This is a genomic window from Cupriavidus sp. 01L45, from assembly GCF_056399885.1.
On sequence record NZ_JBFTSG010000003.1, the window covers coordinates 72,814 to 95,709 of the forward strand.

Annotated in this window: 19 protein-coding genes; 11 read left to right on the top strand and 8 right to left on the bottom strand. The window is 66.9% G+C overall.

Annotation, left to right across the window (positions count from 1 at the left end):
- The first annotated feature begins 228 nt into the window (after nt 1-228).
- Complete coding sequence (locus AC1DT6_RS02800) at nt 229-1,266, top strand: AI-2E family transporter (RefSeq protein WP_035873980.1); 1,038 nt, start codon at nt 229-231, stop codon at nt 1,264-1,266.
- Between the two features lie 156 nt (nt 1,267-1,422).
- Here the strand turns inward: AC1DT6_RS02800 and AC1DT6_RS02805 are convergent, their stop codons facing one another.
- Nucleotides 1,423-2,142: a FadR/GntR family transcriptional regulator gene (locus AC1DT6_RS02805; protein WP_477103632.1), complete on the bottom strand. Its 720-nt coding sequence runs from the start codon at nt 2,140-2,142 to the stop codon at nt 1,423-1,425.
- Between the two features lie 128 nt (nt 2,143-2,270).
- On the opposite strand from AC1DT6_RS02805, the gene AC1DT6_RS02810 reads away from it, so the two are divergent.
- From AC1DT6_RS02810 to AC1DT6_RS02825, 4 genes are all read left to right on the top strand, one after another.
- Nucleotides 2,271-3,047: a (Fe-S)-binding protein gene (locus tag AC1DT6_RS02810; protein ID WP_441631430.1), complete on the top strand. Its 777-nt coding sequence runs from the start codon at nt 2,271-2,273 to the stop codon at nt 3,045-3,047.
- Complete coding sequence (locus AC1DT6_RS02815) at nt 3,044-3,763, top strand: LutC/YkgG family protein (protein WP_441631432.1); 720 nt, start codon at nt 3,044-3,046, stop codon at nt 3,761-3,763. Before AC1DT6_RS02810 ends, AC1DT6_RS02815 begins: the two co-directional genes overlap by 4 nt.
- Nucleotides 3,760-5,232: a LutB/LldF family L-lactate oxidation iron-sulfur protein gene (locus AC1DT6_RS02820; protein ID WP_051649221.1), complete on the top strand. Its 1,473-nt coding sequence runs from the start codon at nt 3,760-3,762 to the stop codon at nt 5,230-5,232. The genes AC1DT6_RS02815 and AC1DT6_RS02820 overlap by 4 nt, the downstream gene beginning before the upstream one ends.
- Before the next feature lie 335 nt (nt 5,233-5,567).
- Nucleotides 5,568-7,301 (top strand): lactate permease LctP family transporter, encoded by a 1,734-nt coding sequence (locus AC1DT6_RS02825; protein ID WP_477111683.1) that lies wholly within the window; start codon nt 5,568-5,570, stop codon nt 7,299-7,301.
- 48 nt (nt 7,302-7,349) lie between these two features.
- Here the strand turns inward: AC1DT6_RS02825 and AC1DT6_RS02830 are convergent, their stop codons facing one another.
- The 4 genes from AC1DT6_RS02830 to AC1DT6_RS02845 all read right to left on the bottom strand — a co-directional run bounded on the left by AC1DT6_RS02830 (nt 7,350) and on the right by AC1DT6_RS02845 (nt 12,167).
- Nucleotides 7,350-8,501, bottom strand: coding sequence for a CaiB/BaiF CoA transferase family protein (locus AC1DT6_RS02830; RefSeq protein WP_441637111.1), 1,152 nt, complete (start codon nt 8,499-8,501; stop codon nt 7,350-7,352).
- Between the two features lie 74 nt (nt 8,502-8,575).
- Nucleotides 8,576-9,028: a PaaI family thioesterase gene (locus tag AC1DT6_RS02835; RefSeq protein WP_276287419.1), complete on the bottom strand. Its 453-nt coding sequence runs from the start codon at nt 9,026-9,028 to the stop codon at nt 8,576-8,578.
- 237 nt (nt 9,029-9,265) lie between these two features.
- Nucleotides 9,266-10,246 carry a Bug family tripartite tricarboxylate transporter substrate binding protein gene (locus tag AC1DT6_RS02840; protein WP_441637108.1) on the bottom strand — a complete coding sequence of 327 codons (981 nt, stop codon included), beginning with the start codon at nt 10,244-10,246 and terminating at the stop codon, nt 9,266-9,268.
- A gap of 112 nt (nt 10,247-10,358) precedes the next feature.
- Entirely contained in the window at nt 10,359-12,167 is a 1,809-nt protein-coding gene (locus AC1DT6_RS02845; RefSeq protein ID WP_441637106.1) for an acyl-CoA dehydrogenase family protein, read from the bottom strand.
- A 296-nt stretch (nt 12,168-12,463) separates the two neighbouring features.
- Here AC1DT6_RS02845 and AC1DT6_RS02850 point away from each other — a divergent pair, with 296 nt between their 5' ends.
- Nucleotides 12,464-13,336, top strand: a complete 873-nt coding sequence (locus AC1DT6_RS02850) for a LysR family transcriptional regulator (RefSeq protein WP_441637104.1) — start codon at nt 12,464-12,466, stop codon at nt 13,334-13,336.
- 285 nt (nt 13,337-13,621) lie between these two features.
- On the opposite strand, the gene AC1DT6_RS02855 is transcribed toward AC1DT6_RS02850, so the two are convergent.
- Nucleotides 13,622-13,921, bottom strand: coding sequence for an antibiotic biosynthesis monooxygenase family protein (locus AC1DT6_RS02855; RefSeq protein WP_035862620.1), 300 nt, complete (start codon nt 13,919-13,921; stop codon nt 13,622-13,624).
- A 303-nt stretch (nt 13,922-14,224) separates the two neighbouring features.
- Here AC1DT6_RS02855 and AC1DT6_RS02860 point away from each other — a divergent pair, with 303 nt between their 5' ends.
- Genes AC1DT6_RS02860 through AC1DT6_RS02870 form a run of 3 tightly spaced genes read left to right on the top strand, consistent with a single transcriptional unit; the run spans nt 14,225 to nt 16,758 of the window.
- The gene (locus AC1DT6_RS02860) at nt 14,225-14,530 is read left to right on the top strand and encodes a FeoA family protein (RefSeq protein WP_035862617.1); all 306 of its coding nucleotides are present in this window, start codon (nt 14,225-14,227) and stop codon (nt 14,528-14,530) included.
- A 19-nt stretch (nt 14,531-14,549) separates the two neighbouring features.
- The gene (feoB, locus tag AC1DT6_RS02865) at nt 14,550-16,421 is read left to right on the top strand and encodes a ferrous iron transport protein B (protein ID WP_441637102.1); all 1,872 of its coding nucleotides are present in this window, start codon (nt 14,550-14,552) and stop codon (nt 16,419-16,421) included.
- Between the two features lie 16 nt (nt 16,422-16,437).
- The gene (locus tag AC1DT6_RS02870; protein ID WP_477111684.1) at nt 16,438-16,758 is read left to right on the top strand and encodes a DUF6587 family protein; all 321 of its coding nucleotides are present in this window, start codon (nt 16,438-16,440) and stop codon (nt 16,756-16,758) included.
- Between the two features lie 358 nt (nt 16,759-17,116).
- On the opposite strand, the gene AC1DT6_RS02875 is transcribed toward AC1DT6_RS02870, so the two are convergent.
- Nucleotides 17,117-18,478 carry a hypothetical protein gene (locus AC1DT6_RS02875; protein ID WP_441636554.1) on the bottom strand — a complete coding sequence of 454 codons (1,362 nt, stop codon included), beginning with the start codon at nt 18,476-18,478 and terminating at the stop codon, nt 17,117-17,119.
- A 691-nt stretch (nt 18,479-19,169) separates the two neighbouring features.
- Here AC1DT6_RS02875 and leuA point away from each other — a divergent pair.
- Both leuA and AC1DT6_RS02885 read left to right on the top strand, forming a co-directional pair.
- A complete protein-coding gene (leuA, locus tag AC1DT6_RS02880) occupies nt 19,170-20,867 on the top strand; it encodes a 2-isopropylmalate synthase (RefSeq protein WP_441636556.1) in 1,698 nt (565 codons plus the stop codon).
- Nucleotides 20,868-21,227: 360 nt separating this feature from the next.
- Entirely contained in the window at nt 21,228-21,875 is a 648-nt protein-coding gene (locus tag AC1DT6_RS02885) for an OmpW/AlkL family protein (protein ID WP_441636552.1), read from the top strand.
- Between the two features lie 96 nt (nt 21,876-21,971).
- On the opposite strand, the gene AC1DT6_RS02890 is transcribed toward AC1DT6_RS02885, so the two are convergent.
- On the bottom strand, nt 21,972-22,721 hold the full coding sequence (locus AC1DT6_RS02890) for an HD-GYP domain-containing protein (RefSeq protein ID WP_477103630.1): 750 nt from the start codon (nt 22,719-22,721) through the stop codon (nt 21,972-21,974).
- Nucleotides 22,722-22,896: the final 175 nt, after the last annotated feature.

Here is a 22,896-nt window from a genome sequence, read left to right on the forward strand (position 1 = left end):
TTTGAGTATCGCCTTAAGGCCAAGACAAAAAAGTAGGTCGCCCCCCGCAGGGGGGTGAAACCGCCTTTGACTTTAAGGTTTCAAGCCTTTGACCAAGGCGCCCGCAGCCAGCCCCCAACGCCCCTCAATACTCCCCCCAGCAACACCCCAATCCCCCACCCCCCAATCAAGCGCCGTACAATCCACAGACGCCCGGCCGTCCCACGGCCCCCCCCAAGCAGGAGACCTATGAATCAACCCGATCCGCCACACTTGCCCCGCCTGCCGGAAGCAAAGTGGTTCAGCATCGGCACGGCCGCCTATATCCTGACCGCCCTGGCGCTCTGGACAGTGATGCAGGCCAACCTGGTGGCAGCCCTGCTGGCCGGCCTGCTGCTGTACTCCCTGGTGGACGTGCTGGCCCCCAAGCTGGTGCGCCTGCACCAGCGTCACGACGCCCTGGCAGTGGCTATCCTGTCGGCGGTCACCTTGCTGGGACTGACGCTGGGAGGCTGGGCAGTCGTACGCTTCGTCAGCGGCGACGGCAATACCCTGGACACCCTGCTGATCCGCACCGCCGACATCATCGACAAGTCCCGGGCCCAGTTGCCGGTATGGGTCAGCGACGCGCTGCCGCGCGGGGTGGACGAACTCGCCAACACACTGATCGACTGGCTGCGCGAGCACGCGCAGATGGCTCAAAAGCTGGGCGCCGAAGTGCTGCGCACCCTGGCGCACATCCTGATCGGCTTCGTGATCGGCGCCATGGTCGCCCTGTACCGCGCCATCTCCAAGCCCAACCGCAGGCCGCTGGCCACGGCGCTGGTGGAACGCGCCCGCAACCTGCAACTGGCCTTCTCGCAGTTCATCTTCGCCCAGGTGCAGATCTCGCTGATCAACACCGTGCTGACGGCGGTCTACCTGCTGGTGGTGTTGCCGCTGTTCGGCGTGCACCTGCCGCTGACCAAGACGCTGGTGGCGCTCACCTTCCTGGTCGGGCTGCTGCCGGTGCTGGGCAATTTGATATCGAACACCTTCATCGTGGTGGCCTCGCTGTCGATCTCGCTGCCGATGGCGATCGCTTCGCTGTTCTACCTGGTGGTGATCCACAAGTTCGAATACTTCCTGAACGCGCGCATCATCGGCGCGCGCATCAATGCCGCCGCCTGGGAGCTACTGACGGTGATGCTGCTGATGGAATCGCTGTACGGCATCCCCGGCGTGATTGCCGGGCCGATCTACTACGCCTACCTGAAGCGCGAGCTGTCCAACGCGGGACTGGTCTGAGCCGGCGGCCTGGCCGGCTCGCGCCGCGCCGCCGCCCCGATGTCCCGAAGACCTAGGGTAAATCGGGAGGGCCGCGCGGCGCTGTCTCGCGTGCCGAAGATGCGCCGAGTAGGGCGCAAGTCGCCAGGCTCCCCACCCTGGTTGGACCAATCCACCCTAGACCCCACCCCCACCCTCTTCCACCCGGCTGCGCACAAAATCGATATGCGTCTGCATGGCGGTGCGCGCCTCCTCGGGCCGGCGCGCGCAGATCGCCTCGCACAGCGTGCGGTGCTGCAGCAGCAATAGCGCCGAGGCGTCCTCGTCCTGCACGCGCAGGCCGGTGCCATTGATGGTGATGTGTTCGCGCAGCATGCCGATCACGCTGGTATGCAGGTGCAGGAACATGGTGTTGTGCGAGGCCTGGGCAATGGCCTCGTGCAGCCTGGCATCCGCCTCGGCCTCGGCGGCCTTGTCGTCCTGCTCGCGGGAGGTTTCCAGCGCGCGCAGCAGGCCGCGGATGCGCTTGAGATCGGCGGCATCGGCGCGCAGCGCGGCAAAATAGGCCGTGGCGCCCTCCAGCACGCGCCGGAACTCCAGGATATCGTCGCGCAGCACGGGGTGGTCGGCCACCAGCTGGCGCCACGGCGAGGCCATCCCGGTACGCAACTGGTCGGTGACGAACACGCCGGCGCCCTGCCGGCTCTGCAGCAGCCCGCGCGCGGCCAGGCGCTGGATCGCCTCGCGGATGGTGTTGCGGGCCACGCCGTACTGCGCCGCCAGCAGGCGCTCCGCGGGCAGGCGCGCGCCAGCCGGCCAGGTGCCGTCCAGCATGGCCGTTTCCAGTTTCCGCATGACCTCTTCCACGCGCCCCCGCGCCTGCATGCCCGCCGCCATCCCCAGCTCCGAAATCGCCCTGCGCATCCACCTGGTCCAACCAATTTGAACTGGCGCGCGTCTCGCGGAATTATGCGCCCAAACACCGGCCGACCTGACAGCAAGGCAGCCGCCCCACGGAGCGAGACATGAAGCAAAGGCGCTACCCCCCTGCCCCGGCACAGGTCTACCTGTTCGCCACCTGCCTGGTTGACCTGTTCGTGCCCCAAGCCGGGCTGGATGCGGTGCGCCTGATGGAGCGCGAAGGGCTGACCGTGCACTTCCCGCGCGGCCAGAGCTGCTGCGGCCAGCCGGCATACAGCAGCGGCAACCCGGAGCAGGCGCACACGGTAGCGCTGGCCCAGTTGGACCTCTTCGCCGAACCGTGGCCGGTCATCGTGCCCTCGGGCTCATGCGCCGGGATGATGCGGCACCACTGGCCCCAACTGTTCGAGCATGACCCGGTGGCGGGCCCCAAGGCGCGCGAACTGGCCGAGCGCGTGTTCGAACTAAGCGAATTCCTGCTGCACGTGCTGAAGGTACGCTTCGATGTCAGTGGCGTGGCCGGGCAACCGCCCGAAACAGTGGTGCTGCACACCTCCTGCGCCGCGCGTCGAGAAATGGGTACGCGCGAGCATGGCGTAGCCCTGGTCGACGCCCTGCCCGGCGTAACGCGCGCCGAGCACCAGCGCGAATCCGAATGCTGCGGCTTTGGCGGCACCTTCTCGCTCAAGCATCCCGATATCTCCGGTGCCATGGTGCAGGACAAGATCGCCTCGGCCTGCGCCACCGGCTGCGACCGGCTGGTTTCCGCCGACTGCGGCTGCCTGCTCAATATCGGGCATGCGGCCCGGCACCAGGGCGCGGCGCTCCCGGTGGAACATCTCGCTACCTTCCTGTGGCGGCGTACCGGGGGCCAAGCATGAACGCACTGAATGCCCGTGAGCGCATGCTGGGCAGGCTGCGCGCGGCAGCGCCGGCCGCCGCGAGCGATGCCAGCATGCTGGACGCAAGCATCGACGCGCACTATCAGGCGCGCCGCGAGGCGGCATCCGCCGTGCCTGCCACCCCGATCGAACTGGCGCAAGCCATGCAGGCCGCGCTGGGCGCTTCGCACGCGCAAGCCTGGTGCGCGAGTGCCGACGCCTGGCCCGCGCAACTTGCAGACAAGCTCGCCGCAGCCGGCGTGCGGCGCCTGCTACTGGACCCTGCTGGCGCGGAAGGCGCAGCGCTTGTGCGTGCCCTGCACGCCCCGGTGGCGGCCATCGCCTACGACCGCCCCATCGAAGCCTGGAAATCCGAGCTCTTCGACTCCGTGGACGCGGGCTTTACCGTCGCGCGTTCCGGCATTGCCGGCACCGGCACGCTGATCCTGGCGCCCGACGCGCAAACGCCGCGCACCGTCTCGCTGGTACCGCCGCTGCATATCGCGCTGGTCTACGCCGACACCCTGCATCCCGACCTGCATGCCGCCGCGCGTGCCGAACGCTGGAGCGCTGGGATGCCAACCAACCTGGTGCTGGTGTCCGGACCATCCAAAACCTCCGATATCCAGCAGACGCTGGCCTACGGCGCGCATGGTCCGCGCGAACTGTGGGTGATCATCGTCACTCGCAGCGATGCAACGGGAGCCGCCCAATGAGTACGCCGAACACCTCCGGCACCGCAGGCGCCGCGCCCCTGCATTTCGTCCCCGCCGCCGACTTCAAGGCGCGCTCGCGCGCCGCGCTGGATGACCCCAAGCTGCGCAGCAGCTTCCGTGGCGCCATGGATTTCCTGCAGGCCAAGCGCTCGGTGCAGTTCCCCGACGGCGACGAACTCGAACAGTTGCGCGACCTGGGCGAAGCGGTGCGCCAGCACGCCCTGTCGCGCCTGCCCGACCTGCTGGTGCAGCTCGAAGACAAGCTCACGGCAGCCGGCGTGCAGGTGCACTGGGCCGAGACCGCGGATGAAGCCAACGCCATCGTGCACCGCATCGCGCAGGCACGCCAGGCGCGGCGGGTGATCAAGGGCAAGTCGATGGCCAGCGAGGAAATCGAGCTGAACCATTACCTGGCCGAGCGCGGCATCGACTGCATCGAGTCCGACATGGGCGAGTACATCGTGCAGCTCGCCGGCGAGAAGCCGTCGCACATCGTGATGCCCGCCATCCACAAGACGCGCGGCGACATCGCCGAACTGTTCGAGCGGCACATCCCCGGCACGCCTTACACCGAGGACGTGGACGAACTGATCCAGACCGGCCGGCGCGCGCTGCGGCAGGAATTTGTCAACGCCGATATCGGCCTGTCCGGCGTGAACTTCGCCGCGGCCGACACCGGCACGCTGTGGCTGGTGGAGAACGAAGGCAATGGCCGCCTCTCCACCACCGTGCCCGACGTGCATATCGCCATCATGGGCATGGAGAAGGTGGTGGCCCGCCTGGAGCACATCGTGCCGCTGGCCAGCCTGCTGACGCGCTCGGCCACCGGCCAGGCCATCACCACCTACTTCAACCTGATCTCCGGCCCGCGCCGCGCCGGCGAGCGCGACGGCCCGCGCGAGGTACACCTGGTGCTGCTCGACAATGGCCGCAGCCAGGCCTACGCCGACGAGCAACTGCGCGCCACGCTGCAATGCATCCGCTGCGGCGCGTGCATGAACCACTGCCCGGTGTACACGCGCATTGGCGGCCATGCCTACGGCACCACCTACCCCGGCCCGATCGGCAAGATCATCTCGCCGCACCTGCTCGGGCTCGACGCCACCGCCGATCTCGCCACCGCCTCCAGCCTGTGCGGCGCCTGCGGCGAAGTGTGCCCGGTGCGCATCCCCATCCCGCAATTACTGGTCCGCCTGCGCACCGAAGCCAACCGCGATCCGGACGAACAGGTAGCGCATCCGCTGCGAGGCCAGGGGGCGAAATTCAGCCGCAGCGAACACCTGGTCTGGCGCTTCTGGAGCGGAGCCTTCGCACATCCCTTCACCTACCGACTGTTCCGCTGGGCCGCAACGCGGCTGCGTGCGCTTACGCCTTCGCGCCAGCTTGGCTGGACACGGCACCGCGCGCCGCTTACGCCAGCGCCGCGCAGTCTGTCGGACTTGCTGCGCGAGCGTGGACAGGCAGAGTAGGCCGGCACCGGGAACAAACACAACGAAAGCGCGCGGATTCGATGTGTAGGCCCGCCCGCGGGCCACACCCCAGCGCGATGCGAAGCGAGCCGTGAAGGTGTACCAGGCCGTATGGGGCGCCTTCTTTGCCTACTTTCTTGGCAAGACAAGAAAGTAGGTCGCCCCCCGCAGGGGGGTGAAACTGCTTTTGACTTTAAGCCTTTGACCTTGCCAGTCAGGCAGTCAGTCAGTTGCAGAAGATGTCAGTGATGCCCCAAGCCAACAAAAAACAAACGCAAGCACCAAAACGCCCCAAAGCAAATTCATCCAAACGCAATCCCCGGAGGAGACCCACCGTGCAACCCTGGACCCAGATCTACACACCGCTAGGCAGCCTATGGCTGTCCGCGCTAGCAGCCGCGCTACCCATCCTCTTCTTCTTCCTCGCCCTTGCGGTGCTCCGCATGAAGGGCCACGTGGCGGCAGCCATCACGCTACTGCTCGCGCTAGGCGTGGCGATCTTCGCCTACGGCATGCCCGTGCCGCAAGCGCTGGCCGCCGCGGGCTTCGGCTTTGCCTACGGCCTGTGGCCAATCGCGTGGATCATCGTGACCGCGGTGTTCCTCTACAAGATCGTGGTAAAGACCGGGCAGTTCGACATCATCCGCGCATCCGTGCTGGCCATCACCGATGACCAGCGCCTGCAGATGCTGCTGATCGGCTTCGCCTTCGGCGCCTTCCTGGAAGGCGCCGCGGGATTCGGCGCGCCGGTGGCGATCACCGCGGCGCTGCTGGTGGGGCTGGGCTTCAACCCGCTCTATGCGGCGGGCCTGTGCCTGATCGCCAATACGGCCCCGGTGGCCTTCGGCGCCATGGGCATTCCCATCATCGTGGCGGGCCAGGTGACCGGCATCGACGCCATGCACATCGGCGCGATGGCGGGCCGGCAATTGCCGCTGCTGTCGCTGGCGGTGCCGTTCTGGCTGGTATTCATCATGGACGGCAAGCGCGGCGTGAAAGAGACGTGGCCGGCAGCGCTGGTGACCGGCGCCAGCTTTTCGGTGACGCAGTATTTCACCTCGAACCACATCGGGCCCGAGTTGCCTGACATCACCTCGGCGCTGGTAAGCCTGGTGTCGCTGACGCTGTTCCTGAAGGTGTGGCAGCCGAAGCGCGCAAGCCAGCGTGCCGGCGGCGCGGTGGCGACCGGCAGCGGCGGTGCCGCCGCGCTGGCGCGCATGGGCAGCGGGCTCGCCGCTGGCGCCGGTGCCGTCGGCAACGGTGCGGGCGACAATCGCCGCGCCTCGCCCTATACCGTGGCGCAGACCGTGCGCGCCTGGGCGCCGTTCGGCATCCTCACCGCCATCGTTACCGTGTGGAGCCTGCAACCGTTCAAGGCGCTGTTCGCCGGCAACGGCGCGCTGGCCGGATGGGTGCTGAAGTTCCATGTGCCGGCGCTGGACCAGCTGGTGATCAAGGCCGCGCCGATCGTGGCGCAGCCCAAGGCCTACGAGGCAGTGCTCAAGCTGGACCTGGTATCGGCGGTGGGCACTGCCATCCTGCTGACCGCGCTGATCTCCGCCGTGCTGCTGCGCATGAAGCCGCGCGATGCGCTGGCCACCTTCGGCGAGACGCTGGCGGAACTGCGCCGCCCGATCCTGTCGATCGGGCTGGTGCTGGCGTTTGCGTTCGTCGCGAACTACTCGGGCATGTCGTCGACGCTGGCGTTGCTGCTGGCCGGCACCGGCGCGGCCTTTCCGTTCTTCTCGCCCTTCCTGGGCTGGCTGGGCGTGTTCCTGACCGGTTCGGATACGTCGTCCAATGCGCTGTTCTGCTCGCTGCAGAGCACCACCGCGCACCAGATCGGCGTGTCCGACACGCTGCTGGTGGCGGCCAACACCACCGGCGGCGTGACCGGCAAGATGATCTCGCCGCAATCGATCGCGGTGGCTTGCGCGGCGACCGGGCTGGTGGGCAAGGAATCGGAGTTGTTCCGCTTCACCGTGAAGCACAGCCTGCTGTTCGCGGTGATCGTGGGCATCATCACCGTGCTGCAGGCTTACGTGTTCACGGGCATGGTGCCGCACTGAGCGGGCACCGGCGCCTGCCGCGTGCAATGCGCGGCGGGCGCGGCGACGTTACTCGCTATCGTTGGCGGCGTCGCGCGGCAGGAACTGATCGCCCTCGGCCAGCGGCGCGTAGCGGTAGGTGGCCGGCGTGCGGCTCAGCTTGATGGGCGCGCCCAGTCCCTTGTAACCATCCGCCATCTCCACCACCATCTCGCGGTGAGCGGTGTGCGGATGCTGCAAGGCGTCGGCCACCGACAGCACCGGCGCGCACGGCACGCCGGCAGCCACCAGCGTATCGGCCAGCACCTTCCCATCCAGCTTGCCCATGCGGGCTTCCAGCTCCACCTTCAGCAAGGCACGGTTGACCGAACGCGCGCCTGCCGTGGCGTAGCGTTCGTCGTCGGCCAGCGCGGCCAGGTCCAGGTACTCGCACAGGATGCGGAACTGCCGGTCGTTGCCGACCGCGAGGAAGATCGGATCGGTGGCGGTGGCGACGGTGTCGTAGGGATAGATATTCGGGTGTGCGTTCCCGGTGCGGGTGGGCTCCTTGCCGTTCATGAACCAGTTCGCGGCATGCGGGTGCAGCAGCGACAGTCCCGAGTCGTACAGCGCCGCCTCGACGAACTGGCCGCGTCCGCTGCGCTCGCGCTCCTGCAGCGCCAGCAGCACGCCCAGCGCGGCATTCAGCCCGGTCACCATATCCACCACCGGCAAACCCACGCGCAGCGGATCGCCGCCGGCTTCGCCGTTGATGCTCATGATGCCAGCCATGGCCTGGATCGCCGCGTCGTAGCCGGGCAAGCCGCCCAGCGGGCCATCGGCGCCAAAGCCCGAGACCCGGCAGTGCACCAGGCGCGGGAAGCGCGCCGACAGCGCGTCAAAGCCCAGGCCCCACTTTTCCAGCGTGCCGGTCTTGAAGTTCTCGACCAGCACGTCGGCATCCGCCAGCAAGGCGAGCAGCACTTCGCGGTCTGCATCGGTGGTGAGGTCCAGGCGCATCACGCGCTTGTTGCGATTGAGCCCGAAGTAGTACGAGGCCACGCCATCCTTGAACGGAGGCCCCCAGGTGCGCGTGTCGTCGCCCTGGGGCGGTTCGATCTTGAGCACGTCGGCACCATGGTCGCCGAGGATCTGGCCGCAGAACGGGCCACCCAGGATGCGGGAGAGATCGACCACGCGGATGCCGGCGAGGGCGCCGGGGGATGCAGGGAGTTTGCTCATGAGATGGGTTTCCGTAGCTGCGGTGGTTGGCGGCGGTTGGCGGTGGTTGACGGTTGACGATTGGCGTTTGCTGCTCAGGCAGCCGCGGGGGCGCGCTCGAGCAGCTTGAAGGTGCCGGTAGCCAGCGCCAGCAACTCGCCCTGCTCGTCGCGGATCTCGCCGCGCGCGAAGCACAGGGAGCGGCCACGCCGCTCGCACCAGGCGGTGGCGGTCAGCTCGCCGCGTCCGGGCGCCGTGAAATGCACCGACAGGTCGATCGTCGCCACGCCATAGCGCCGGGGATCGTGGCCGCGCGCGACGCAGGCCAGCGTGCAGTCGAGCAGGGTGGCCAGCGCGCCGCCATGCACGTCGCCGCGGCTGTTGGTGTGGTCCGGGTGATAGGGCATGCGCACGCGCGCTTCTTTGGCGTCGATGTGCACGCCGGTCAGCCCGAAGACGCGGGCCATCGGCATCGGCAGGGCGAACAGCAGGCCAGGCGCCTCACCGGCGAATTCGTTGACGGGCGTGGGCTTGGATAAATCGGTCATATAAGGCGGGGTCGGTTGGGGGCGGTCAGGAAACGCGGGAACGAGGGACGGTCATGAAGTCCGGAGCGGGCACCGCTGCTTTGTTGTGCCCACGAACAGGCTTCATGCCATGAGGTGCGCAGAAACGCACGCTCGTTCGCAAACAACGATACTACAGCCGAACCGGCCATCGTTCATAGCCTTGCCTGGCCAGCGTCACCGCCGGGGCGGCGGCGCGGCCGCCCCGGCGCCGTTTGCTCAGTCCAGCTGCGCGCCCGATTTCTGCACCACGCCGCGCCATTTGGTCACCTCCGCCTTGACGAAGCTGCCGAGCTGCTCCGGCGTCGTCGACGGCGCGAGTTCCAGACCCTGCGCGAGCAAGGTCTTGCGTACTTCGGGCTGTTGCAGCGCTTCGGCAAAGGCACGATTGAGCCGGGTGATGACCGCCGGCGGCGTGCCGGCCGGCGCGACCACGCCGAAGAATACCGAGACGTCGAAGCCGGGCACGCCCTGCTCGGCCACGGTGGGCACATCGGGCAGCGCTTGCGAACGGCCCTTGGTGGTCACGCCCAGCACGCGCACCTTGCCGCTCTTGATAAAGGGCAGCGCGGTGAGCACATCGGTGAACGCCATGCTGACCTGCCCGCCAAGCAGGTCGTTGAGCGCGGGACCGGTGCCCTTGTAGGGGATATGGCGGAAGTCGGTGCCGGCCATGTTGTTGAACAGCACGCCTGCGAGATGCGAGGACGCGCCGTTGCCGGAGGAGGCATAGGTGAGATTGCCGGGATGCGCCTTGCCGTACGCGATCAGTTCGCTCACGTTCTTGGCGGGCACGGATGGGTTGACCACCAGCACGTTAGGCAACTGCCCGATCTGGATCACCGGCGCAAAGCTCTTTACCGGGTCGTAGTTGATCTTGCGGTACAGGCTGACATTGATCGCCAGCGGGGCCGAGGTACCGAACATCAGCGTGTAGCCATCCGGCTCGGCACGCGCCACCGCTTCGGCGCCGATATTGCCGCCGGCACCGGCGCGGTTTTCCACCACCACGGTCTGGCCGAGGCTGCCCTTGAGCGCGGACGCCAGGGTGCGCGCCATCACGTCGGTGGGGCCGCCGGGCGGGTAGGTCACGATCATCATGATCGGCTTGGACGGGAATTCCTTCTGCGCCTGCGCGGGGGCCACGCCTACGCAGAGGGTGCAGGCGGCGATGGCCGCGATGCGTTGCCAGAGGGTCATGCTTGTCTCCTGGTTTAGGTCTTCTTCCGCCGGGCAGCCGATGCTGCGGCGGCGTGCGCGGCGCCGGTGGGCGCCGCGGGGGCTTGTCGGTTTACGGTTTTGCGGTACTGCGTCAGAAGAGGTTGACTTGGTCCACCTCGCCGGTAGCGCTCACGGCGCCGTCGTCGGGCGGCGCGACGGTGTCGGCCAGCCAGTAGGGTTCGGCCTCGCCGGCCAGAGGATCCTGGGGCAGCACGCGATGGAGCAGCACCAGCTGGGCCAGGCGCATGCGCCGTACCGAGCCGATGCGGCCGGCTTCCCAGGCCATGGCGACCGCGCTGGTCACGTGGTACAGCGCCGAGGCGGCCTGGCGGGCCAGCACATCGCCATCGGCGCCGGCTTCGGCTGCGCGGTCGGCCAGCGTGCTGGCACGAGCGACGGCCCTGGTGAACGCAGCGCGCGCCGTGGAATGCATCGGCGTGGCTTGCAGCAGGCCTGCCAGGTGGGCTTCGAGCACCGGCAACGCGCCTTCGCGGCGGATCGCGCGCAGCACATCCAGGGCGACGATATTGCTGGTGCCTTCCCAGATCGAACCAAGATGCGCGTCGCGCACCAGGCGCGGATCGCTCCATTCCTCGATATAGCCGCAGCCGCCGCGCATTTCCATGGCGTCGCCGGTGACCTTGCGCGCATCGCGGCAGGCGCGGAACTTGATCAGCGGCGTCAGCACGCGCATCAGCGGATAAGCATCGGCCTCGCCGGCATCGGCGCGGCGCAGTGCCTCGGCGGTCTGGAACACCATGGTGCGGGCCTGCTCGGTGGGCAGCACGAGCTTGAGCAGCTGGCGGCGCATCAGCGGCATGTCCAGCAGGCGCTTGCCGAAGGCGCGGCGCTCGCGCGCGATGAACTGGCCCTCGGACAGGGCGCGGCGCATCAGCCCGGCCGCGCGCACGCCGTTGGACAGGCGCGAGTTGTTGATCATGTCGGCCATCTGCACGAAGCCCCGGCCCAGTTCGCCCACCAGGTAGGCATGGGCGCCTTCGAGGCGAATCTCGCCGCTGGCCATGGAGCGCGTGCCGAGCTTGTCCTTCAGGCGGATGATGCGATAGTGATTGGCGCTGCCGTCGGCCAGTGTGCGCGGCAGCAGGAACAGCGACACGCCCTTGATGCCGGGAGCGGCCTCGCCGTTCTCGTCTTCGACGCGGGCCAGCACCATCGCCAGCGCGGCGTCCGGGTTGGAGCAGAACCACTTGTCGCCCGACAGGCGCCAGCCGCCTTCGGCCTGCGCGTCGCGGGCGGCGCGCGTGGTGGTCGCGGCCACGTCGGATCCGGCGCCCTGCTCGGTCATGAACATGGCGCCCTGGTACAGGTCCTCGAAGACCTGGGTAGTGAGATTGGGCAGGAAGCGCTCGACCACCGCCGGATCGCCGAACTTGCGCAGCGTGCGGGTGAGCGAATCGGTCATCGACAGCGGGCAGCACAGGCCGAACTCGGCCTGCACGAACAGGTAGGTCAGCGCATACTTGGCCGCGGCGGGCATCGGCTTGTCCCAGCCGAGCACGCCGCCGCGGTGCGATGCCGCCGCCAGGCCGAACTCGGAGAACGCTACCTTCTCAAGCTCCACGTAAGCGGGATGCTTGTCGATGCGTTGCGCATCGATGCCGGTGCGGGTCCGGTGCGACAAGGTGGGCTTGTTCTGGTCGGCGATATGCGCGAGTTCGTCCAGCACGCCGCCGGCCAGCGCGCCCATGCGATCGAGGTGGGGCAGCAGGTGGGCGAACAGGTCCGCCGGGAGATACAGCGGCAACAGCGCGCGAAGATCCGGATCGCTGGCAAACAGGTTGACGCCCTGCTGGTCCGGCACCGGATGGGCTGGCGTGGCCGTGGCGGCGGGTGCGGTGGTGGCGGAAGTGGCAGTTTGGCGCGCTGCGCTGGTCTGCATGAGGTGTCTCCTGAGTTTGCCGGCGCGTGACGCCGGGTCCAAAGCCAGACCGGCCCCTGGGCGGACGCTCCAGGCTGCTGGCGGGCGGTTCTTGCGCGGTGTGGTGGTTTTGCTGTCTCTTGCTGTTAGTTTTGTGCTTTTACCGGCCGTTTTTAGCGGGCAGGGCATCTGCGTGGCCCCTGGGCCGTGGCATCGCGCGCGGGGCGGCGGACGGATGCTCTGTCTGCATTATTCAAAGCCCGGCGATTCGTGTCTAATTCTAAAATTGGCTTGATCCATATAATTTCTGTATCGCTATGGAATTCCGTCACCTGCGCTACTTCCTTGTGCTCGCCGAGGAGCTGCATTTCGGCCGTGCCGCTCGCCGGCTGTCGATCTCCCAGCCGCCGTTGTCGCTCAATATCCAGCAGTTGGAAGCTTCGGTGGGCGCCCGCCTGTTCGAGCGCGACAGCCGCGGCGTGCGCCTGACCGCCGCCGGCCGGGCCTTCCGGGAATCGGCCAGCGCGCTGCTTGCGCAGGCCGAGGAAGCCCGCCTGCTGGCGCGCGAGATCGAGGCCGGCGCGGTGGGACGGCTGCGCATCGGCTTCGTTGGCTCAATGTTGTACCGCGGCCTGCCCCAGCGCCTGCGTGCGTTCCAGACCAGCTACCCCGGCATCCAGGTGGCGCTGACCGAACTCAACTCGCAGGAGCAGATCGACGCGCTGCTGCACGATGCGCTGGACGCCGGCTTCATCCATACCAACCGCGTCCCGGACGAGCTCGCCACCTCGCTAGTGCACAGCGAGCCGTTCCTGTGCTGCGTGCCCGACGACCATCCGCTGGCCAACCAAGCCTCCGTAGCGCTTGGCGAGTTGCGTGGCGAGCCTTTCGTACTGTTCTCGCGCAAGGCTTCGCCCGACTATTACAACCGGATCTTCGAGATGTGCGCGGCGCAGGGCTTTTATCCGCAGATCCGGCATGAGGTGCGGCACTGGCTGTCGGTGGTGTCGCTGGTGTCGCAAGGCACCGGGGTTGCCGTGGTGCCGGCGGCATTGCAGCACTCGGCGATGGCCGGGGCGGTGTTCCTGCCGCTGGCGCAGGCGACAGTGCCGTCGGAGGTGTATTGCGTGTGGAAGGCCGGGCCGGATGATCCGGCGAGGGACCGGTTCCTGGAAATGGTGAGGGGATGAGGCAGGAGGACAGCGCGGCAGTTCACGCAGGGTGCTTTCGGGTTTGAATGGGCATCGCAGCGCCCCTATGGCGAAAGCCCCGGCACAAGAAGAAAATGCCACCTGCTTTACCGGCAGGTGGCACGTCAAATACGCGTGGAACGGGGTGTTCAGCGTGCAAACAGCTTACCCCCTGGCCATGCCCCCACCAATAACGCAATTGCGTTATTCGCCCCCCTCCCGAAGCAGGGGACTGCAGCAGGGGAAAAGCGCCGGCAGCCCGGGCATCCCCGGCTGCCGCCGGCCTCAGAACCCTTCGACCGCGACGCTCGCATGCCCGACATTGGGCGCCGCCGCGAAGTATTCGCCAACCAGCTTGCGCCACTCGGTGAAATCCTCGGATTCGCGGAAATCGACCATATGGTTCTCGACCGTCTCCCACTTCACTTCGAGGGTGTAGTGCGAGGGATTCTCGATCGACCTGAGCAAGCGCATGGCGTGACAGCCGCGGGCGCGCTTGAAGAGCGGCGCCGCCTTCGCCACACCCGCCTCGAACGCCGATTCGGAACCCGGCTTGATCTGGAACTGCGCTATTTCGAAAATCATGTCTTGTGCTCCCTGTTAGCGTGGCTTGGCCGCCCTGGGCCAGCGCCGGGTGTGTGCCGACTCGCATTCTATGACAGGGGGCAACATCCCGTCGCGCAACGCCGTCCGTCCCCCGGCAATGTCCGCTTCCACAACCGCAAATGCCCGTTACCAGCGGAAGATTTGCGGCAGCAACATGGCAACGGCCCGAAAGCCGAACACAGGCATGCAAATCGGCTACAATAGGAACGATTTTCATTTACCAACCCTGGTGTGAGTTTGCCGACCGCGTGCCGTGCCTCGCGCCAACGGACTGGAAGCCACATGCGGTTGTCTGACCTTGCGCGGCGCACTGCCGCTGTCATCGTGTCTGTCGATGACAACTCTCCTAACGATCCGGTAGCTCGCCGCCTGCGCGAACTCGGCTTTGTGCCGGGCGAAGCTGTACAGGTCATTGCACTGGGACCGTTCGGCATGGATCCCCTTGTCGCCCAGGTTGGCTTTACCCGGTTTGCATTGCGCCGCGCCGAAGCGGCCCGCATTACCGTGGAAGCGGTCAGCGCTTCCGTCTCCAGCATCACGCCGGCAGCGCAGCCCGACGCGCCCGCCGTCAAACGCTCCGCTGCCTGACCGGGCACCTGCCAAGAATATGTCTGTCGCCTCCCCGACTTCCGCTTCCCAGCGTCCCGCTTTGCGCGTTGCGCTGGTGGGCAATCCCAACTGCGGCAAGACCGCCCTGTTCAATCGCCTGACCGGCAGCCGCCAGAAGGTGGCCAACTATGCGGGCGTCACCGTCGAGCGCAAGGAAGGCCATTTCGTTTCGCCGGCCGGGCGCCAGGTGCGGGTGCTCGACCTGCCGGGCGCATACAGCCTGCACGCGGCCAGCCTGGACGAAGCCATCACGCGCGATATCTGCCTGGGGCAGCGCCCGGGCGAGCCGCGCCCCGACCTGCTGGTGTCGGTGGTGGATGCCACCAACCTGCGCCTGCACCTGCGCTTCGTGCTGGAGCTGCGCCGCCTCGGCCTGCCGATGGTGCTGGTGCTCAATATGAGCGACGCCGCGGCCAAGCGCGGCATCCACATCGATCGCGACAAGCTGTCCGCCGCGCTCGGCGTGCCGGTGGTGGCGACGGTGGCCGTCAGGCGCGATGGCGCCGCCAACCTGCTGGCCGCCCTCGACGCCGCCCTGCCCGCGGCGCCGCAGGCCGCCGCCGAAAGCGCTTCCGACCTGGACGTCCACCAGGAGGTCAAGCGCCTGCTGGATGCGTCCGTCACGATGCCGGCGCGCACCGCCGCCATGGACGACCGGCTCGACCGCATCCTGCTGCATCCGGTGTTCGGGCTGCTGATCCTGGCCGTGCTGCTGTTCCTGATGTTCCAGGCGGTGTTCTCATGGGCCACGCCGCTGATGGACGGCCTCGAGGGCGGCGTGCACTGGTTCGGCGAGATCGTCGGCAGCCACCTGCCAGAAGGCATGCTGCGCAGCCTGCTGGTGGATGGCCTGATTGCCGGCCTGGGCGCCGTCATCGTGTTCCTGCCGCAGATCCTGATCCTGTTCCTCTTTATCCTGACGCTGGAAGAATCCGGCTACCTGCCGCGCGCAGCCTTCCTGCTCGACCGGCTGATGATGGGCGCGGGCTTGTCCGGCCGTTCCTTTATCCCGCTGCTGTCGAGCTTTGCCTGCGCGATTCCCGGCATCATGGCCACGCGCACCATCCAGGACCCGCGCGACCGCCTCGCGACCATCCTGGTGGCGCCGCTGATGACCTGCTCCGCGCGCCTGCCCGTATACGCGCTGCTGATAGGCGCCTTCATCCCGGCGCGCACGGTGATGGGGCTGTTCAACCTGCAGGGACTGGTGCTGTTTGCGCTCTATGTGGCGGGCATCGTGAGCGCGCTGGTGGTGGCCTATGTGCTGAAGTATTTCCGCCGCGACCGCACCGACCACCCGCTGCTGATGGAGCTGCCCTCGTACCGCATCCCCAATGCGCGCGACGTGGCGATCGGCCTGTGGGAGCGTGCCCGTATCTTCCTGTCCCGCGTGGGCAAGGTGATCCTGACGCTGACGGTGCTGCTGTGGTTCCTGGCCACCTTCCCGTCGCCGCCGGACGGCGCCACCGCCCCGGCCATCGACTACAGCTTCGCCGGCATGATCGGCCGCGGGCTGGAGCATGTCTTCGCGCCGGTGGGCTTCAACTGGCAGATCTGCATTGCGCTGGTACCCGGCCTGGCCGCGCGCGAAGTCGCCGTGGGCGCGCTGGCCACCGTCTATGCCCTGTCGGGCAGCGAGGACGCCATGGCCAGCCAGCTGGCGCCGATGATCGCCGCGCAATGGTCGCTCGCCACCGCGCTGTCGCTGCTGGCGTGGTTCGTGTTCGCGCCGCAGTGCATCTCCACGCTGGCGGTGATCCGGCGCGAGACCGGCTCCTGGAAGGTAATGGCGGCCTCGACCGCCTACCTGGCGGGGCTGGGCTACGTGGCAGCCTTTGCCACATACCGCATCGCCCTGATGTTCAGCTAACCAGCAGCACCCAGTCATGAACCTCTACCACGCCGCCGAAACCCTGCTCGTACCGTTGATCGTGCTGGTCTGCGCGCTCTCCGTGCTGGCGCGCTACGCGCCGCGCACGCGCGAGCGGGTCAAGGCGTGGCTGGCGGCGAGCCTGGGCGGCAGCGCCGCCAACGGCTGGCGCCAGCGCGCCGTGGCATGGCTGGCACCGCAGGCCGCGGCCGGCTGCGCCAGCGGCTGCGACAGCGGCGGGTGCAATACCTGCGACTCCAGCACGGCGCAGGGCGAGCATCCGGCGCCCGGCAAACAGGCCGGCGAGCAGGTCATCCGTTTCGTGGCCAAGCGCTGAAATACCCTCAAGACCCATCGCGAACCCTCTTGCCGGTCCACGCAGAAACGGGTACGCCCTGGGTTCGCCGGGGCTGAATCCCGGCTTTTCCCGCCTCCTTTCCCCCTCCCCCTGCGCCGTCTTTCTCTACCCGCCAGGAAGCCTGGGCCAGGCAGTCTCCACGATGTTGCGCCAAGGTCCAGGCTCTCATGCACGAGCAGTTGCCGGATTCCCACCGCGTTACGGTATTTTCCCGAATGCCAGGCCAACCTCTGCTTGCTTGTGCAGTGCGCCGGCAATGACAACGACGCCCGGCAGATAAGCATGCCGGGCGCCGCGTCAAAGCCGAGAAGGCGTACAGGAAGACCTGGCCCTCGTATCAGATCACCGTTCCCGGAATCGTGATTGAGATCGGCTGCAACTCGGGGCCTGCCGTGCAGGTTGCCGTCACGGAGAAGTCGCCAAGCGCCAGGGGCGTCACTACGATCTGCGCGGCATCGACGCCAGGCCCGAACGTCACGTTTGCGCTGCTGGTCCAGCTCCAGCCGGTGCAGTTGAGGGACGGGCTTGCCGCACCGAAGAACATCAGCTTGGCGCTGACTGGAATGGGCACCGGCAGCGACAGCAGCAGCTTCAGGGGCTGCGGCCCGCTATACACCAGCGCCCATTTCGGCTGCTCCGTCACCGTCAGGCTGGCCTTGGGCGTACTGGATATCTTGGAACTTGCAGCCGTCACCAGCAACTGGCTCTGCACGGTGGGCTTGCCAATCACGATATTGCTGCTCACCACGGCTTGCCGCGTGGCCGGAGTCGCGGAGACGGACAGTGTCGGGGAAGCGATCGCATAGCTCCAGGTGCCGTCGAAGTCCGCGGTGGAATCATGTGAGTCGCTGCGGATCACGCGGGCGCCAAAGGTCTGCGGATAGCCATTGAGCACGGTCAGCGTACTGATCGGCGTCCCCCCCTGCGACAGTTCGAGCTGGTACGTGTAGCTGGTGTTCTTCTGCACCGTCACCAGCATTTGCCCGCTGACAGGACTGCCGTTGGGCGCGGTGACCGACACGGTGACCGTGCCGACCGCTTCGGTCGTATCAGAGCTGTTGACCCCCTTGAGCGAAGCCGAGTTCTGCGTGGCACTGACTTGCACGTTGGAAATCGAACTGGCCCAGGCCCAGTCATGCACGGCCGCGCTGACGTCGTTGCCGTTGCCATCGACCAGCTTCGCCGTGACTGGCTGCACCTGGCCGTCGACCAGCGACAGGACCGGATTCGACAACGCCAGGTTGTAGCTGACGGTGCCCGGCTCCACGGTCACCGTCGCGGTCTGTGCGGGCAACTGCGTGGTGGTGTTGTCGGCCGCCTTGACGCTGGCGACCACCTGGATGGTGGCCGTACCCACCGCCACGCCCGTCACGGTGGCGCTGCCGCTTGCAGCGGCGGCAGGGACCACGGTGGCCACTGTATCGACTGACGAAGTCCAGGCAAAGGCGGTGGACGAGGTCACGTCCGTGCCCTTGCTGTCCACCACCGAGGCTGACATCGAAATGCTGCGTCCCACGCCCACCTGTCCCGAGGTCATCGTGAGCGTTACCGAGTATTTCAGCGGTGTCGTATCGGCCGCGGTGCTCGCCGTGCTGGGCGCGGCTGAATTTCCGCCGCCGCCCCCGCCACCGCAACCCGCCACCAGCAATGCCATGGCGCCACAGGCCAGCCATGCTGGCCACCTCTTGGTGTTTGTCATGATGTCTCCCCCGTATGGCGTCCTGTCCGCGGGCCATGCCGAACAAGGCAAAGGCGCAGGTGCCGAATCTCGTTTTCCGGACGCGCCAGCTGGGAAAATGGCGGAATCTCTGGTCACGTCGCTTACCAGACTAGTCAGGATGCGCGGACTGCTGTACCAGCCATACGGTTGAGGGTTCGAGGCTTATGTGCGGCAGCGCTCATCCCCGCGCCGCCATCCGTCAGGGTGAAATGCGAAACGCGCACCTTTGCGGCTCAGGCCCGAAGACGACGCGGCGGCGCCCTTGACGCCCGCGCGTCAACTCGACTACTCTTGCCAGATGCTTGCCGCTTCGCTGGCGACAGGCATGCAACGCAAGTGATCAGCGCAACCACGGAAGCCGCGCCATCCGGACCGCTTCCCGCACCGCACGCAATGCACCAAGCCACCTGCTCCCACCGCCAGGCCGCCGATGCTTCCAGCATCGCCGCAGCCGTGCGCGTGCCGGCAGCAGGCCGTGTGCCGGGCACCGCTCCGGCGCTATCGGCGCCGCATCTCTCCTCCTCGCTACTGCTAGACCTACCGATCGGTTGCCGGGCCTAGTGCCTCGTGGCAGTTCGGCAGCCTCGCGCCACCCTTTTTCCGCCATTGCGCTTTAGCGCTCTGGCCTATTGTGTCTTGCATCTTCCCGCGAGGAAGGAGAACCGTCATGATGTTGTGCAACCCCGCCGCCAAGTACCGCCCCGCCATCGCCGTCGAAATCGCCGACCGCACCTGGCCCGACCAGCGCATCACGCGCGCGCCGATCTGGATGAGCACCGATCTGCGCGATGGCAACCAGGCCCTGATCGAGCCGATGAACCCGCAGCGCAAGCTCCGTTTCTTCGAGCAACTGGTGAAGATCGGCCTGAAGCAGATCGAGGTGGCGTTCCCCTCGGCATCGCAGACCGATTTCGATTTCGTGCGAATGCTGATCGAGGAAGACCGCATTCCGGATGACGTGACCATCGTGGTGCTGACGCAGGCGCGCGAGGACCTGATCCGCCGTACCATCGATTCCGTGCGCGGCGCGGCTCGCGCCGTGGTGCATCTCTACAATCCCATCGCTCCCGCGTTTCGCCGCATCGTGTTCGGTGCCAGCCGCGAGGAGGTCAAGGAGATCGCCCTGGAGGGCACGCGGCTGATCAAGGCGTTGACCGATGCCATGCCCGAGACGGCATGGAGCTACGAATACTCGCCGGAAACCTTCAGCATGACCGAACTGGATTTCTCGCTCGAGGTCTGCGATGCGGTGTCCGCGATCTGGCAACCGAGCGCTGCGCGCCCCCTGATCCTGAACCTGCCGACCACGGTGGAATGCAGCACGCCCAATATCTTCGCCGACCAGGTCGAATGGATGCACCGCCATCTCGCAAGGCGCGCTGACATCGTGCTGTCGGTCCATCCGCACAATGACCGCGGTACCGCCGTGGCTGCCGCCGAGCTGGCCGTGATGGCCGGCGCGGATCGCGTGGAAGGTTGCCTGTTTGGCAACGGCGAGCGTACCGGCAATGTGGACCTGGTCACGCTGGCGCTGAATCTCTACACGCAGGGCGTGGACCCTGCGCTCGATTTTTCCGATATCGACGAAGTGCGCCACTGCGTGGAGCATTGCAACCAGCTCCCGGTGCATCCGCGGCACCCCTATGTGGGCGACCTCGTCTTCACCGCGTTCTCGGGCTCGCACCAGGACGCGATCCGCAAAGGCTTCGCCCAGCAAAAGCCTGACGAGATCTGGGAAGTGCCCTACCTGCCGATCGACCCGGCCGACCTTGGCCGCAGCTACGACGCGGTGATCCGCGTCAACAGCCAGTCCGGCAAGGGCGGCATGGCCTACCTGCTGGAACAGGTGCATGGCATCTATATGCCGCGGCGCCTGCAGATCGAGTTCAGCCGCGCGGTGCAGGCAATGACCGACGAAAGCGGGCTCGAAGCCAGCGCCGACGACCTCTACGGCTTGTTCCAGCGCGAGTATCTCGAACACGCCGCGCCGTTGCGCTATGTGGGCCACCAGATGGTGTCCGATAGCGAAGGCCAGGTGGAGATCGAAGTGGCATTGCTGCGCGACGGCGAGTCCGTCAGCGTGCGCGGCCGGGGTAACGGCCCGATCGATGCGTTCGTCGGCGCCTTCGCCGGCGCGCTCGATGCGCCGGTACGTGTGATGGATTACCACGAGCACGCGCTGTCGTCCGGCGCTAATGCCGCCGCGGCTTGCTATGTGGAAGTGCGTGTTGGCGATTCCGCCACCGGCTTCGGCGCCGGCATCGATGCCAATATTGTCACGGCGTCGCTCAAGGCTGTGGTGTCCGGCGTGAACCGCCACCTGCGCGCCACCAGTCAGTCGCAACGCGAGGAAGCCCTGGCCGGCTGAGGTCCACCGAGGAAAAACCGGTGTGCCCCGCCCCCACGGGGCACACCCGGAAAGACGCCCTTGGCGGGACGCCCACGACATGCTCGTTGCTTGACTGTGTGCACAGCGTAAGGGGCGCCGGTGCCGGTTGCCACGAATATTTGCGCATGTCCTTAGAACCCCGGAGCGCGATTGGAAATGCGAAAGTCCGGCGGCTTGCCCACGATCCCGCCTGACAACCAGACAGCGGCTGTGGCGACGCTGCGACGCACATGCACACGCGCGCCGCCGATGCAGTGCTTCTTGCTTTCGGTCAAGGCTTGGCTGGGAACCCTACGCCACACTGAGCGTGAAGTTTCCCTACTACACGAGCCAACCATCATGAAGAAGCGTCTGTCCACCCGCCTTTCCACAACCGTTGTTGCTGCCATCGCCCTGCTCGGCAGCGTTGCCGCGGCGCCCGCCATGGCAGCGTCCGACGAAACCCAGGGCAACTGGATGGTGCGCCTGCGCGCCACCTATCTGGACATGGCCGACAAGTCGGACCCGATCGGCGGCGTTGGCGCATCGGACCGCATCACCGTCAACAACAAGTGGATCCCGGAACTCGACGTCACCTACTTCTTCACACCACACATCGCCGCGGAACTGGTGCTGACCGTGCCGCAGAAGCAGAACGTCTACCTCGATGGCAACAAGATCGGTTCCTTCACCCACCTGCCGCCGACGCTGCTGGTGCAATATCACTTCATCCCCAACGGTACCTTCCGCCCCTATGTGGGCGCGGGCCTGAACTTCACGCGGATCTGGGGCGCCGACATTGCCAACAACTCGCTATCGCTCGACAGCTGGAGCGTGGCGCCTGCCTTGCAGATCGGCATGGACTACAAGCTCACCAAGAACTGGTTCCTCAATGCCGACATCAAGAAGGTGTGGCTGTCGAGCGACGTCAAGGCGGCCGGCGTCAAGGTCTCGAACGTGAGCCTGGATCCGTGGCTGTTCAGCATGGGTGTGGGCTACCGCTTCTAAACACCTCGAACACATCGAACACATCGAGCCCTTCGGACGCCTCGGACGCCTCGGACGCTTTAACCGGGCTTCCAGGCGCGCGCGGCAGATCCCCCGTCAGGCCCTCGCCTGACGGGGGATCTGCCGCAATGCATCGCGATTCAAGCCGTAGAAGCGCGCGACCACGGCCATCTCGGAGCCGGCGCTGAGCAGCGCTTGCGCCGACCGCCGGCGGTGCAAGACCTGCGGGATGTTGGCGAGGAAGACGCTCGTCACCTCCGGGTCGAATTGCGTGCCTGACCCAGCCGAGACGATGGATAGCGCATCGTCGTCCGTCATGCAGGGGCGATAGCAACGCGCCTCGGTCATCGCGTCAAAGGCATCGGCAACCGCCACGATGCGAGCTGCCAGCGGGATCTCCTGGCCGGCCAGCCCACACGGATAGCCCGTGCCGTCAAAGCGCTCATGGTGGTGATGCGCGACCTGCGATGCGAGCCGCATCAGGGCATTCGAACTACCCGCAAGTAGGTTCGCGCCGATCTCGGCGTGGCGCTCGATCACCTGTCTCTCTTCGGGAAGCAACTTGCCGGGCTTGAGCAGCACGGCGTCCGGGATGGCGAGCTTGCCGACGTCGTGCGCCGGCGTGGCGAGCCGAATGCGCTCGCACTCCTCGGCACGCAGTCCGACCATTTCCGCAAGGCCGGCCGCAATCGTCGCGGTGCGAACCAGATGGCCAGAGGCATGCGGATAACGCAAGCAGCCTGCCAGCGTCAGGCTGGCCAGCGTGACGACCGCATGGTGGTTCGTAGTCATAGTTCTGAAGTGGTGCAGATCGCAACGGCACCGGCATGGCCAGGTGGATGCCATGCCGGGCAATCGCGGCATTCGCCGCATGACGGCGAATGGCATCTGGCAAAGCGCGAGATTCTATGCCTGGACTGGCATATCGCCAATAGGCAATAGCCGGTTATCGCCAGGGATCCGGTGAAACACGCGTGGCGGGCCAACGGCGCGGTGAGCGGGAACAGGGAATGCGATGGAC